This is a genomic window from Vagococcus fluvialis bH819 (genome assembly GCF_900163795.1).
Taxonomy (GTDB): Bacteria; Bacillota; Bacilli; order Lactobacillales; family Vagococcaceae; genus Vagococcus; species Vagococcus fluvialis_A.
Map to the genome: position 1 here is coordinate 44,872 of NZ_FWFD01000007.1, position 12,865 is coordinate 57,736.

General features: G+C 34.2%; 18 protein-coding genes. 8 read left to right on the forward strand and 10 right to left on the reverse strand.

Annotated features, from left to right (window positions below):
- Positions 1 to 93 precede the first annotated feature (93 nt).
- Entirely contained in the window at positions 94 to 318 is a 225-nt protein-coding gene (locus FM121_RS02875) for a helix-turn-helix transcriptional regulator (RefSeq protein ID WP_086950644.1), read from the forward strand.
- Positions 319 to 323: 5 nt separating this feature from the next.
- The gene (locus FM121_RS02880) at positions 324 to 848 is read left to right on the forward strand and encodes a helix-turn-helix domain-containing protein (protein WP_086950869.1); all 525 of its coding nucleotides are present in this window, start codon (positions 324 to 326) and stop codon (positions 846 to 848) included.
- Here the strand turns inward: FM121_RS02880 and FM121_RS02885 are convergent, their stop codons facing one another.
- The 3 genes from FM121_RS02885 to FM121_RS02895 all read right to left on the reverse strand — a co-directional run bounded on the left by FM121_RS02885 (position 849) and on the right by FM121_RS02895 (position 3,772).
- Positions 849 to 1,298, reverse strand: a complete 450-nt coding sequence (locus tag FM121_RS02885; protein ID WP_086950645.1) for a DUF5626 family protein — start codon at positions 1,296 to 1,298, stop codon at positions 849 to 851. It lies immediately after the preceding gene.
- A gap of 182 nt (positions 1,299 to 1,480) precedes the next feature.
- Positions 1,481 to 2,035, reverse strand: a complete 555-nt coding sequence (gene lepB / locus FM121_RS02890; RefSeq protein ID WP_086950646.1) for a signal peptidase I — start codon at positions 2,033 to 2,035, stop codon at positions 1,481 to 1,483.
- Between the two features lie 90 nt (positions 2,036 to 2,125).
- Positions 2,126 to 3,772 (reverse strand): MutS-related protein, encoded by a 1,647-nt coding sequence (locus FM121_RS02895; RefSeq protein WP_086950647.1) that lies wholly within the window; start codon positions 3,770 to 3,772, stop codon positions 2,126 to 2,128.
- 94 nt (positions 3,773 to 3,866) lie between these two features.
- Between FM121_RS02895 and FM121_RS02900 the strand changes: the two genes are divergently transcribed.
- The 4 genes from FM121_RS02900 (at position 3,867) to FM121_RS02915 (ending at position 6,984) form a co-directional block, all read left to right on the forward strand.
- Positions 3,867 to 4,421 carry a histidine phosphatase family protein gene (locus tag FM121_RS02900; RefSeq protein WP_086950648.1) on the forward strand — a complete coding sequence of 185 codons (555 nt, stop codon included), beginning with the start codon at positions 3,867 to 3,869 and terminating at the stop codon, positions 4,419 to 4,421.
- A 49-nt stretch (positions 4,422 to 4,470) separates the two neighbouring features.
- Positions 4,471 to 5,280: a Cof-type HAD-IIB family hydrolase gene (locus FM121_RS02905; protein WP_086950649.1), complete on the forward strand. Its 810-nt coding sequence runs from the start codon at positions 4,471 to 4,473 to the stop codon at positions 5,278 to 5,280.
- 13 nt (positions 5,281 to 5,293) lie between these two features.
- Positions 5,294 to 6,250: a LacI family DNA-binding transcriptional regulator gene (locus FM121_RS02910; protein ID WP_086950650.1), complete on the forward strand. Its 957-nt coding sequence runs from the start codon at positions 5,294 to 5,296 to the stop codon at positions 6,248 to 6,250.
- 293 nt (positions 6,251 to 6,543) lie between these two features.
- Entirely contained in the window at positions 6,544 to 6,984 is a 441-nt protein-coding gene (locus FM121_RS02915; RefSeq protein ID WP_086950651.1) for a hypothetical protein, read from the forward strand.
- A 173-nt stretch (positions 6,985 to 7,157) separates the two neighbouring features.
- Here the strand turns inward: FM121_RS02915 and FM121_RS02920 are convergent, their stop codons facing one another.
- From FM121_RS02920 to FM121_RS02935, 4 genes are all read right to left on the reverse strand, one after another.
- Positions 7,158 to 7,508, reverse strand: coding sequence for a hypothetical protein (locus FM121_RS02920; protein ID WP_086950652.1), 351 nt, complete (start codon positions 7,506 to 7,508; stop codon positions 7,158 to 7,160).
- 27 nt (positions 7,509 to 7,535) lie between these two features.
- Complete coding sequence (locus FM121_RS02925; protein ID WP_086950653.1) at positions 7,536 to 7,883, reverse strand: hypothetical protein; 348 nt, start codon at positions 7,881 to 7,883, stop codon at positions 7,536 to 7,538.
- A 2-nt stretch (positions 7,884 to 7,885) separates the two neighbouring features.
- On the reverse strand, positions 7,886 to 8,092 hold the full coding sequence (locus FM121_RS02930) for a helix-turn-helix transcriptional regulator (protein WP_086950870.1): 207 nt from the start codon (positions 8,090 to 8,092) through the stop codon (positions 7,886 to 7,888).
- A gap of 105 nt (positions 8,093 to 8,197) precedes the next feature.
- Positions 8,198 to 8,734: a dihydrofolate reductase family protein gene (locus tag FM121_RS02935; RefSeq protein WP_086950654.1), complete on the reverse strand. Its 537-nt coding sequence runs from the start codon at positions 8,732 to 8,734 to the stop codon at positions 8,198 to 8,200.
- A gap of 107 nt (positions 8,735 to 8,841) precedes the next feature.
- Here FM121_RS02935 and FM121_RS02940 point away from each other — a divergent pair, with 107 nt between their 5' ends.
- Complete coding sequence (locus FM121_RS02940; protein ID WP_086950655.1) at positions 8,842 to 9,381, forward strand: TetR/AcrR family transcriptional regulator; 540 nt, start codon at positions 8,842 to 8,844, stop codon at positions 9,379 to 9,381.
- A 92-nt stretch (positions 9,382 to 9,473) separates the two neighbouring features.
- Positions 9,474 to 10,544 carry an AI-2E family transporter gene (locus tag FM121_RS02945; RefSeq protein WP_086950656.1) on the forward strand — a complete coding sequence of 357 codons (1,071 nt, stop codon included), beginning with the start codon at positions 9,474 to 9,476 and terminating at the stop codon, positions 10,542 to 10,544.
- Positions 10,545 to 10,585: 41 nt separating this feature from the next.
- Here FM121_RS02945 and FM121_RS02950 read toward each other — a convergent pair whose 3' ends face one another.
- From FM121_RS02950 to FM121_RS02960, 3 genes are all read right to left on the reverse strand, one after another.
- Positions 10,586 to 11,119: an HdeD family acid-resistance protein gene (locus FM121_RS02950; RefSeq protein WP_179203782.1), complete on the reverse strand. Its 534-nt coding sequence runs from the start codon at positions 11,117 to 11,119 to the stop codon at positions 10,586 to 10,588.
- Positions 11,120 to 11,205: 86 nt separating this feature from the next.
- Positions 11,206 to 11,784 (reverse strand): CDP-diacylglycerol--glycerol-3-phosphate 3-phosphatidyltransferase, encoded by a 579-nt coding sequence (gene pgsA / locus FM121_RS02955; protein WP_086950658.1) that lies wholly within the window; start codon positions 11,782 to 11,784, stop codon positions 11,206 to 11,208.
- Between the two features lies 1 nt (position 11,785).
- On the reverse strand, positions 11,786 to 12,733 hold the full coding sequence (locus FM121_RS02960; protein WP_179203783.1) for a helix-turn-helix domain-containing protein: 948 nt from the start codon (positions 12,731 to 12,733) through the stop codon (positions 11,786 to 11,788).
- Between the last annotated feature and the right edge of the window lie 132 nt (positions 12,734 to 12,865).

Genomic DNA, 12,865 nt, shown 5'->3' on the forward strand with positions numbered 1-12,865 from the left:
AGTGTTGAGATGTAAACCAATGATTGCTTATTTTTTTCTGTCATTCTCGTTATAGTTAAGGTAAATAACTAAAATGAGAGAGGAAGAGTTTTTATGAATTTCGGGACTTTTATAAAAAACAATCGTATAATAAAAGGAAAGAGTCAAAAAGAGATGGCAAAATTTTTAGGGGTCAGAAGACAGTCAGTTTCGAGATGGGAAAATAACTTAGCTTTTCCATCTTTGGAACATTTGTATGACTTGTCCGAATTTTTAGAGATATCCATGGAGGATGTCTTGATCAATTTGCGCTATTCCCTAATGGAAAAGAAAGGTTGATTCAAGTGACATTGGGTAGACGGTTGAAGCAAGTCAGAGTAGAAAAAGGTTTTTCTCAAGCAGAGGTGGCTGATTTTTTAAATATATCACGGCAATCAATTTCAAGATGGGAAACAGATAAAGCATACCCAGATTTGGATAATTTAGTTGAGTTAAGCAAATATTATGAAGTGTCGATTGATGAATTACTAACAGAAACTAAAGTTCTCCAACATGAGATTAATCAAAAAACAGAGCAAATGAATAAAAATATAGAAGAAATAGAAAAGAAGCGACAAAAGCTAAACCAATTATTATCCTCAGATAGTGATGAAAGTTGGGTGTTACTATTATTTACGGCTTTATCTATTGCCATTGCTCCTTTTGGATTAATCGCACTTCCACTTGTTCTATGGCGTAATAAAAAAGACAATCAATTTTATAAATTAATCGTCATTTTATCAATATTGATTTTTGTATATAATGTTCATGTTTTTACTGTGTGGATAACAACGGCTTTGGAAATCGGAGTAATCACGGATATTCAGTAATTATTGAATGACTAGTTGATTATTTGAGACAGTTGTTTTTGCTTGAACAACATTAGTGGCAGACCGATATTTCCAAGAACCTTTCCCAATCGCCAGAGAATCAGAATGACGTTTAACAGAAGTGTTTGAAAAACTGCCTTGTATCTCTGTGAATTGTCCACTATGAGCGGCAGTTATTTTGTTTTTTTTAACATTAACTTTGTAAGAAATGGTCCAAGCATTATTTTTACTTTTAGAAACAGTATAGGTCTTATCAGGCATTCTAGAAAAAAGCGAGTTATCTAAAATAGTGATAGTCACCTTTTCTCCCTGTTCTTCTAAAGTGAAGGTTTCTAGTAGCTGATGATTGTTTAGGTCGTAGTTGACTTTTGTCTCACTTGCTAAAGTATCGTGTCCATTTAAGAAAAAGCCACCACCCAAAACAAAGAAATTTATAACTAATTTTTTCATAAATATATTCCTCCTAAATAAATGTGATAGGAAAAGTTTACCGTTTTTTAGGAGAAAAAAAGAGCAATCAGTGGTTTACATTAGGCAACCACTGATTGCTTTTTGGGTTGAATTGATTATTTTGATAAAAATGGTTGTAAAAAAATCGAGACCTATGTTTGAGGTTCGGTTCTTTTTCATCTCTACTTAATCATGCCCCACTTTTCAGGTGGCCAGAATGAAACTTTTGCTTTTCCAATAATATTATCTTTAGGAATAAACCCGACTTCAGGATAGCGGCTATCTTTTGACACGCGGCGATTATCCCCTAATACAAAATAAGTATTCGAAGGAACTGTTTGTTGTCCAGTCAGTTCTGACAGGGTAAAATTAGGCGTTAATGGCTCGATGTTCCCTACATCTTTCCATTTTTGTTGGTAGTCAGTTAGGTAAGGCTCATTGAGAGATTGTCCATTAATCAGTAGCTGATCCTCTTTATATTCAACCGTATCTCCGGGTAATCCAATGACACGTTTCACATAGAAAAGAGAGGGATCATCAGGCGCTTGCAGAGGAACCACATCAAATCGTTTGATGTCTCCTAATTTATAAGCAATGGCTTTTTCTCCATCAACGAGTGTGGGCATCATAGAAAGCCCCTCTACTTTAATAGGTGAGAAGACAAAGACTCTAATCGCAACTAAAATAGCCACAAGTGAAACTAACCAAAGTAATTCTTTTATCCAATGTTTGATCATTCCTTAACCACCTTTAGTAATTTCGTTTATCATACCATAAAAACGTGGGGTTCCATTCACCCCGTAAAAAATTTCATAAATTATTAAAATTTATGAATGCCATGCTTTGTTTGTATCAAAGTAATTGGCTGATTCAAAAGCATGTGCCACAATTTCATCTGGAAACCCGAGAGCGTCAATCAGTTTAATGGCGTTTCGAGAAGTCGCCACGCCGTCTTTGAGTAAGTAATCAAAGGTGATGCCTTGATCCTTTTCCACTGTTTCTTCGAAATGAATATTATCGCAAGAGGCACCTAAAATTTGAGGTAATTCAATATCATGAGTTGCCACAAATGTCAGTTGATTTTGACTATTTAACCACTGAATGACACTAGATGAGGCCGCAATCCGCTCAATGGTATTGGTACCTTTTAAAATCTCATCAATAAAGGTATAACAAAATTTCCCAGTAGCTACTTGATTGATTAGACGACGGAGGGATTTGATTTCGGCAATAAAGTAACTATCCCCATCAATCACACTGTCACTGACCCCCATAGAAGATAGGATATGTCCTCGTTTTAATTGGAACGAAGTCGCTAGGCAAGTGTTAAGTGTTTGTGCCAACAAGCAATTGATGGCAACACTTCTCACATAGGTAGATTTTCCAGAAGCATTTGAACCAGTAATCAATGTATTTTTCTGCCAAGCAACAGGATTGGGCACAGGTTCGCTAAGTAAAGGATGAATCACATTTTCTCCTATGACTTCGTTTTTATCTGTAAATACTGGCTGACACCAATGCTCTCCGTAGATCTCACGAAGGTTTAAAATCGCAATGCTCACTTCCAGTTGCCCCAGTAAATCCCAAATGTCTTTGGCATCTTGTTGATGATGATTGAGTGCTTTTGAAACAGTTCCATAAGAGATGAAAGGTAGTAAAAAGGCGCCGCCTAACATTTCAACCATCATCTCCATTTCGCCACCGGTTTTAGTTTTAAAGGCAAAAGCAAAAGGTAAAACTTTTTGAAAAGGTGCTATTTTTTTCTGTAATTCCTCTTTGACAGGTGAATTTTTCTTACTTAATTTAGTCCCAAGAGACAAGCTTTGAACCAAGTAGCTCATGGTTCCTAGTTCCACATCTAATTTTCCTTTTTGGATGAAGTAAAAAATAGTGTTAAAACAAAGGGAAGCCAGACCAACAAACAAGCCGATAGGACCAATAAAGATAGCTGAAATTAAGCTAATAATAGGTAATAGACCAAGAAAAGTAAACAGCCCTTGTTGCTCAAATACTGGTTTTGTCTGTTCATTCAAATAAGCTTGAATATAGTTAAAATCCTTTTTCCCTAATTGGGCAAATTGATAAGAAAAAGCTTCTCGTTCTGATGGGTGTTCTTTAAAGTAAGCGATTATTTCTTCTGAGGATGGCTCATCATCACTTAAAGAATAACTACGTAGCGTTTCATAGAGTTTTTCTGAGCCAATACTTGAATATGTGAGATTGAGTCGTTGAAAGACCTCAAACATATCTAAATCTTGCCAGGTTAAATCATCAATTAGACTATTCTCTTGATGATTCTTTAAACTAAACGCTTTGTGGAGACTTTTCTCCGTGTCTTTTTTTGTGCCGCGTGGAATGTTTCCCCAATCTGATTTAATCTGTTTTCTTAATTTCACACGACTAACATAATCAAGGTAATAAAAAAAACCAGTAATGCCAAGGACGAATAAGATTACAATTCCTATTTCATTCATAGTAGGACTCCTTTAAAAAAATAATATCCTCATTATATCACTTTTATTTGAGATCTTTACGGTATACTAGAAAGAAAAAGCGATGTGACGTAAGATGAGAAATGTTTATTTTATTAGACATGGTTTAAGAGATACGACAGTCCAAGATGATATGCTCGCTCCTTTAACAGAACAGGGTAGAAGAGATGTTGAAGTTTTGAGTAAAAAACTATTAAAAGAAGAAATTACTCAAATTTACACGAGTCCCTTTTTACGGGCCAAAGAAACGGTGATGCCTTTAGCTCGCCGATTAAATCTTGAAATGAATGTCATTGAGGGATTAAAAGAGCGAGAAGTCGGCAGTTGGGTGGATGATTTTCAAGCGTTTACGAAAAAACAGTGGGAAGATAAGACGTATAAATTAGAATTAGGGGAATCTTTGGATGATGTTTCAAAACGAAGCGTCGCTATATTTAACCAACTTCAAAAGAAAAGCTCTGGGGATTTTGTGATAAGTGGACACGGAACCTGGTTAGCTGTGTTGTTTAATCATTTAACTAGTGGGGAGTTTGGTTATGAGGAATTTAGAGAGATGAACTTTCCAGATGTCTACTACGGCGAATTTACTGAGGATGACCAATTTATTTCTTTGAAAAAATACTTGACCTAAAACCCGTTTCAGTCGGTATAGTGTGATTAAAACTACGAGGAGCAAACACATGATTACGCATATATTTTCAGATTTAGATGGGACATTATTAAACGAGACTGGAGACGTTACGGAAACCAACGCTGCAATGATTATTCATAGTGGTATTCCTTTTAGCTTGGTTTCGGCGAGAACTCCAAATGACATGGCACCCATTGTTGAGAAACTGCACTTAACCTCACCTCAAGTAGCTTTTAATGGAGGCTTGATTTACCGCAATGAAGCAGGAAAACGAGTGATTATTTCAGAGGAATTTATTGAGTGGAAGATGGCTCAAAAGATCATTACCTTGATTCAGACCTGCTATCCAAGTTTAAGTTTTAGTTTCTATGACGATGATAACTGGTATACGTGTAAGATCGATGAAGGAATCAAAAGAGAAGAAAGTATTGGCAGTCAAATACCGCAAGTTGTAGAAAGAGAAACTTTTTTTAGCCAAGCCCCACGTAAATTGTTTAAAATTATGTTGTGGATTTTTGACGCTGAGGTGATGGAAGAGGCTAAAGAGTTCTTTGAAAAATTAGAGATTGAAGAGTTAGCTTTCACTCAGTCGAGTCCTTCCACCTTAGAAATCACGAATATCAAGGCGCAAAAGTCTAAAGGGATTGATTATATTCTGTCTCATTATGATTTGGATAAGGAGCATGTGGCGGCTTTTGGGGACGGGCATAATGATATTTCCATGTTAGAAAAAGTAGGACATCCCGTGGTCATGGAAAATGCTAGTGATGAAGTCAAAGTTTACGGTCGCTATATTACAAAAACGAATTTAGAAGACGGCGTGGGTTATGGTATTGAAACGTATTTTTTGAAAAAATAGAGGAGTGACGGGAGTGGCAAACATACATGATATTGCGAAAAAAAGTGGCTATTCAGCAGCAACTGTTTCTAGGGTCTTGAATCAGCGTAACCATGTTTCTAAAGAAGCCCAAGAAAAAATTAAAGCAGCCATTAAAGAGCTGGACTATGTACCTAGTGAAATCGCTCGAGATTTAAGTCGAGGGAAAACTTTGAATATCGGTATTGTCTTACCACACACGAAGCATCCTTTTTTTACAGAAATATTGCGAGGCGCTATCGATGCTTCTTTTCAAACGGACTATCATTTGGTTATTTTGCCCTCTGCTTACGACAAGGAAAGAGAGTTGGCTTATTTAGAGCAGTTAAGAAGTAATGCCTATGACGGATTGATTTTCACTTCACGGGGGTTGGCTCTTGAAACTTTGGTCAGTTACACGAAATATGCACCTATAGTTTGCTGTGAAGATCCTGGGGAAGTTGAGATTTCCGCAGTGTATTCACAGCGGAATATTGCTTATGAAGCGGGAATGAATTGGCTGAAAGAAAAAGAGTACCAAAAAATCGGCTTTTTCTTTAGTCGGGAAGCTAGAGTAAGTGCCACAAGCCGCGAAACAGTTAAAGCGTATCAAAAAGTATACGGACAAGAGTTGGCAGACCAGTGGATTAAAACTGGTATCGCCACTTATGAAGAAGGCTATCAAGCTGCTAAAGAATGGCACGAATCAGGGGTGGAGATAGAAGCCATCTTTTCTAACGGAGATGATGTAGCTGCAGGTGCTAGACAATTTTATCTTGATTACAAATTATCAGTGCCGTTTTTAGTGGGACAAGAGATGCAGTTAAGTAGCCAATTGCTTAATATTTCGACCATAGACAATCGTTTTTCTGAGATTGGTAAGAAAGCTTTTGAATTAGTTTTAGACAGCTCAAGAGTGGAAAAAATTGGGATACCTTCGAAGTTTGTTGTGAGGGAAGAGAATAAGTCGTAAATAACAGGGTGGGTCAAAAGTCGTTTTGCTCCAAGCAACTGGAGGGAAAATCGAACAATCACTCTTTTTGATTGATCGATTTTCGTGAAGTTGCCGTGGGAGCAGACTTTTTACCCCTGACTATTAAAGATTATTCGTATAAATAAAATAGAGGCTGACATTTTGGGCAGCCTTTTTGCGTTCTAAATGTTCCTCATTTGCAACTTAAGTATATCTTATTTTTTCCTTAAAATATAACCGATAGTATAAATAATGAGGTATATTTATATTGAAAAGTTGGAAGGGGCGTTTTGATGAAATTAAACAAAAGAATGAAAAGGCAGATGATTGCAGTAGTGGTGTTACTAGTTGCACACCTGATATGTCGGCATTTATTAGAGAATAAGAATATTATTTTTAATCCTAATTATGGGTTGATTATCTGGATAACGGTGTTGAGTATTCCGATTATTGTATCTATTTTAATGGTTTTGGCTCACGATTGTTTAAAACCAAAAGTTAAAGGAATCATGTCTATTTATTTAGCACCTATTATTTTCTTTGGGAGTAGTTTAATTCTGTTTTTATTATCAAGAATTGGAATTTACGAAGTTGAAAAAATGAATTTTTTGATTGATTCTTATTTTATTATGTTGGTTCTTAGTATTCTGATGGTAGGTGTAGGATTTATGGGAGTAATCGGTGTTACTTTACGAGAAATTGTAAGAAAAATAGTAGAGAAGACGAAAAAGTAAAAAAGGTGTTTAGTTCCAGTTTCTAGGAGCTGAACGCCTTTTTCATCACTCTTGATAGTCTGGATTCAAAAGGCAACTCCCGCGACAACTTCAAAACTTAAAAAAAGTCCCAAGAGCACGGACTGTTTTTAAGTTTCTCCAGTTGCTTGGAGTTAAGCGCCTTTTTCATCACGCTATACGCCATACCGTCTCTTCTTTATCAAGTAAACAACTGCTAGAACGAAGCAATCGAAGAAAAAGCTGTCGAAGTGTGGTTTTGGAACGTTTCCTCCAGCAATACCTAGGCGATTGCCAGTCGTAATTAGTAGAGGCCAATCAATATCAAAAAGATTGATATTAAGTTGAACAAAGTGTAACAACAAAATAATTAAAAAACTAAGTGCGAAAGATTCGTAAACTGCCTTCTTTTGAAGTTCATCATAACGATGCAAAAGAAGTAACATGATGAACAAGCGAATAACAGAATACATGGAAAACAATGCAACACCAAAAAGTAAAAAGTGAAATAAATAATATCCAATCATTGTCTTTACACCTCCAAATGTGTGTGACTAAATCCCATAACGTTTTTTCTTAACAAAATAAACAATGGCTAAAACAAAGCTATCAAAGAAGAAGCTATTAATATGAAGTGGTGGACTGCCAATAATGACGCCTGGTACCGTGCCAGGACCAACGATTAAGGGTAAGTCAATCTCGAAAACGTTGATCGTCAGTTGGATGAGATGAACAACAAGAATAATCAAGAAAGTAATAGCAAATGATTCGTAAACAGCCTTTTTTTGAAGTTCATCGTAACGATCCATTAAAATCAACGTTAGAAATAAGCGACCAACAGAGTAAACCGAGAAAACACCAATCAATATAAGTGAAAACATGAGCAAAACATTCCAAATCATTTCTACACCTCCGAATTTAATTCAAAAATTTCTTCCACACTAAGGTCAAAGTAGCTAGCAATTTTAAGTGAGAGCTCCAAACTAGGGTTGTATTTCATTTTTTCAATGGCAGTCATAGTTTGTCTAGAAACACCTAGACTATTTGCCATTTCATTTTGCTTAATTCCGCGCTCTTCTCGTATTTCTTTGATTTGATTTTTTACGGTAATAGTCACTTTTAACCTCCTTCTGGAAAAGTAAAGATATCTTTACTTTAATTATAAATAAAAATCCACATAATGTAAAGAAAACTTTACATTATGTGGAAACAAAATTTAATTTTTAACGTAAGTTCGATAAACGACGTTATTGACTGTGGAAATATTTTTAATTTGTAATCCTACAGGTTCTTTAATCGATTTAAACAAAGGGATTCCCTCGCCCAAAATTACAGGAATCGTTGCTAATTGATACTCATCAATCAAGTTAGCCTCAACAAGTGGTTGGATAATACTTGCGCCACCAACGATAAAAACATTACCACCATTTGTTTGTTTTAAGTTATTAACAATCTCAACGACAGGTTGATCTGTAAAAATAATCGATTCAGCAGATTCCCCTGGACGAGATGTTAAAACGTAAGAAGTACTATCACTGTATGGATAATTATCGGGTGAAAGAACTTGAGTCACTTGATCATAAGTTGTTCGTCCAAGAATAACAGTATCCACCTGTTGATAAAAATCTTCATAAGAAGTATCGATTTCAGAGCTATCCACATTTGTGGATAACCAATCAATATTACCATTTCTGTCAGCAATGAAGCCGTCTAAACTTGTTGCAATATAAAGAATAATTTTTCTTTTAGCCACACTAAAACCTCCTAAATATGATTAATATTATTATATAATGTTTGAACTTGTTTGATAAGAGACAAAACTATATAATGTCTCTATAGGTTTTGAATAGGAGGATAAAAATGGCAAAAAAAGCAATGGATATAAAGATTTGGGAAAGTTTTTTTGAAATGATGGTCGATGAAAAATGTCATTTTAGTGAAATTCGCGTCAAAGAAATTTGTAAAATAGCAGGAATCCATCGTTCAACCTTTTATCGCCATTTTGAAGATAAATATCAACTCTTAGAATTTGGACTATTTATCTTATGGAATGATTATTTTGAATATAATGAACGGGAAAAGTTTTACACACCCTTTAAGATTTCAATCGATTTTTATGAAAATTCAGACGCACAGCTTTTGATTAATCGAAACTATTTAGATCAGTCTTTTATCGAAACTGTGGATGCTTTTTTCTTAAAACAAATGTCAGCATCTTTTGGTACTATTTTAAAAGAAGAAAGTCGAAATGGGTTACCCATTGATTTATTAACGAGACATGTAGCAAGTAGTATTCAAATGTTAGACGAATGGGGAGAGTCGCAAGAAGAACCAGTCACATCTGATGTATTAGATAATTACTATAAAATATTAATATTAGATACTTTGAATTTGAAATAGCTTTAATTACTATCTTTTGCCTTTTTTTTATCGTAAAATATAGGTAATACTCTGTTTATAAAAATGGAGTTATAGGAGGTTGTGAGTGTTTTATGCTTGATTTTTGGAACCGATTAAAAGCTAACGATACCGCTCGAAGAACGTTGGTTTTAATTTCAGTTTGTATTATTTTGTATTTAATTAGAAATATCTTGAGTTTAGTTTTATTGACCTTTATACTCACTTACTTGATTTTAAGAAGTGTGGATGGGATTCATCGTATTATTAAAATACCAAAAAAAATTATTGTTATTTTAGTTTACTTGTTAATCATTGTTTTTCTATATTTTTCGATTACAGTGTATGTCCCAAGATTGTTCAATCAAACCGTTAAAATGATCGAAGAAGTCTTTTCATTCTATCAACGAATGAACAGTGATAACCGTTTGTTTGAATGGGTTTTATCGAACGTTAATTTCCAAGATATTAAGCAACAGTTAACAACAGGAGCCAAAGTGATTTTTAGTACTATTACTAGTATTGGTTCTATGGGGATTACTTTCTTTATGTCCTTTATTTTAAGCTTCTTCTTTATTATTGAAAAAGAATGGGTCACAGATTTCGGTCGTGCTTTTTTCACTAGTAAGATTGGGACGTTTAGCAAAGATGTGGGTTATCTAGGTAAAAAATTTGTTAATACATTTGGTGTTGTGATTGAAGCACAATTTATTATTGCTATGATCAATACAATTTTAACAACATTTGGTTTGTATTTTATGAAATTTCCACAGGATCAACTTCTAAGTTTAGCTTTAATGATTTTCTTGCTAAGTTTGATTCCTGTTGCAGGCGTGATAATTTCATGTATTCCATTAAGTTTAATTGCCTATACTAATGGTGGTGTTCATGATATTATTTATGTTCTGATTATGATTGCGATTATTCACGGGATTGAATCTTATCTTTTAAATCCTAAATTAATGAGCAGTAAAACAGATTTACCTGTTTTTTATGTTTTTATTATTTTAATGTTTTCAGAGAAGTTTTTTGGCATATGGGGCTTAATTATTGGAATTCCAGTATTTGTCTTTTTATTAGATTTACTAGAGGTTAAAACAAATCATAAAAAACCATCATTACCAGCTATTGTGACTCCAAAAGAAAAAATAGAAGAAGATAGTTAAGTAAAAAAAACGTCGTCCACCAAAAAGTGAACGACGTTTTTTTACATTTCAAAATTTCTGAAACGGATAAAAGCAACTAGTTCTGAGATACCAGCAATTAAAAGTGTAACACCAAAGAATTGGAAGAATATCATCATTGTTGAAAATGGATTGGCTACTAAAAGAACACCAGCACCAATCATCACGCCTCCATAGATAAACATAGGTAGCCATTTAACGTTAACATATTGTCTTAATCTTAATGATTGAGACAAACGAACGCCACCACCAATGATAATCATGATACCTAAAAGGAAGGGTAAAGCAGCAACAAGAGGTTTAGCAAATAAGAAAAGAATTAAAGCAAAAATAAAGTAGAAAATCGCAATGGATGTTGCTGAATTATAACCATTTGTTTTATTTTTTCTTGCACCAATCAAGTTGAATATTCCCATTAAGACATTGTAAGAAACGATTAAATATAAAATCATTTGAGAAACTTTGTTAGGTTCAAGAAAAATCGCAATACCAAGTAGGATATAGGCGATACTTCTTAACAAAGCATGTTTTTGAATTGACTTGAAAATAGTTGTCATAAGAATCATTCCTTTAAATTAAAATATGAAACATAAGTTAACTCTAATCATTATAACGCAAAAAATCAAGAGAAAACCTCTTGATTTTACATAGAATCTTTAAAAACGTCTTTATTTTTTGCGAAATAATCTACACCTGAATAAATAGTGAATGCTAAACAAATATAAAGCATGATTTGATCTAGTGGAAGACCTAGACTAGCAAATGGCACGTTATTCATTAATAGCAAGATAATTGCTACCATTTGTGTAGCTGTCTTAATTTTACCAGGCCAAGCGGCAGCCATTACTTCACCGCCCTCAACAAGTAATAAACGAAGACCAGTGACAGCTAGTTCACGACAAACAATAATTGCCACAACCCAAGCAGCAGCTTTTCCTTGTTCGACTAAAACGATGAATGCAGTCATAACTAGCATTTTATCAGCTAATGGATCAGCAAATTTACCAAAATTAGTCACTAAATTATGCTTTCTGGCAATTTTTCCATCTAACCAATCCGTAATACTAGCAACAGCAAAAATGATAGCAGCGATTAATTGTGTGACTTCTAACGACGTTCCTAAAATACTAATTTCACCCCAATTTAATGGGACAACAGCCACCACGATGAAAATCGGGATCATAAAAATTCTTAATACAGTTAATTTATTAGGTAAATTCATATTATCTATTAACCTCTTCCTCTTCTTGACTATTAGTAGTTGCCTTGTTCAACTTCAATGTTATCATTTTTTTACCTGTAACGGGAGTTTTTTCGTTGAATTTTAATTCTGCACCGTTGACACTAATTTTTACATTGTTAGCTGCTCCTACGATAATATCGAGAGAATCCAAACCTTCTGGCGCAATTGTTTCTAATTCTTCACCCGGTTGGATAGTATATTGATAGAATAACTCTTGTGTAGTTGTTGATTGAAGTCCAACCCAAGCTGGGCCATCTAATCCTTTGAAGGAAACTTTTAAAGGTTCTTTAACATTTTTTGCAGTGTAAGTTGCAAAATCACCAGTATCAGATTCTAATGTAAAAGCACTTTTTTCTTTTTTCTTTTTCTTTTCAGAACTAGAACTATCTTTTGTAGAGGACTCACTTGTTTTTTCAGAGCTATCCGTTTCTTTTTTAGAACTTTCTTTAGTAGATTCTTTAGACCCTTGAACGATCGTTGTTTTATCTGGTTTTGGTACGATTGGTCCTTTTTCGGAGTCTAACATAATTGCCCAAGTAATAGTCCCAATGATAGCTAAAACGACTAAAACTAATAAAGTAACAGGTATATAAGATTTTATTGTTGATTTTTTTGTATTGGTTTCATTATATTTAGACTTTCTAGATCCCTTAACAGGTAATGAGAGAATCATAGTGTTAGATAAACCAGACTCTTCCTCAGGTTTACCATCTAAGCGTCTTAAAAGTGGTTTAGGATTTAAACCAACCGCTTCAGAAAATTGTCTGATAAATGTACGAGTGTAATAGTCACTAGGCATTGCATCAAAATCATTATCTTCAATAGCTTCTAAATAACGTCTTTGTATTTTTGTTATTTTTTGTAAATCACCGATTGTCAGGCCTCGATCTAGGCGAGCTGCTTTTAATTGTTCTCCAATCGTTTCCAAATGTAAGCTCCTTCTTTCTAAACTAGTCAACTAATCACGTAGTTGATGATGATTCTTTGATTTATTTATTATTTTTAAGCATGATATTTCAGTTTAAACTATTCCTTTATTACGACTATACAAAAAAATATA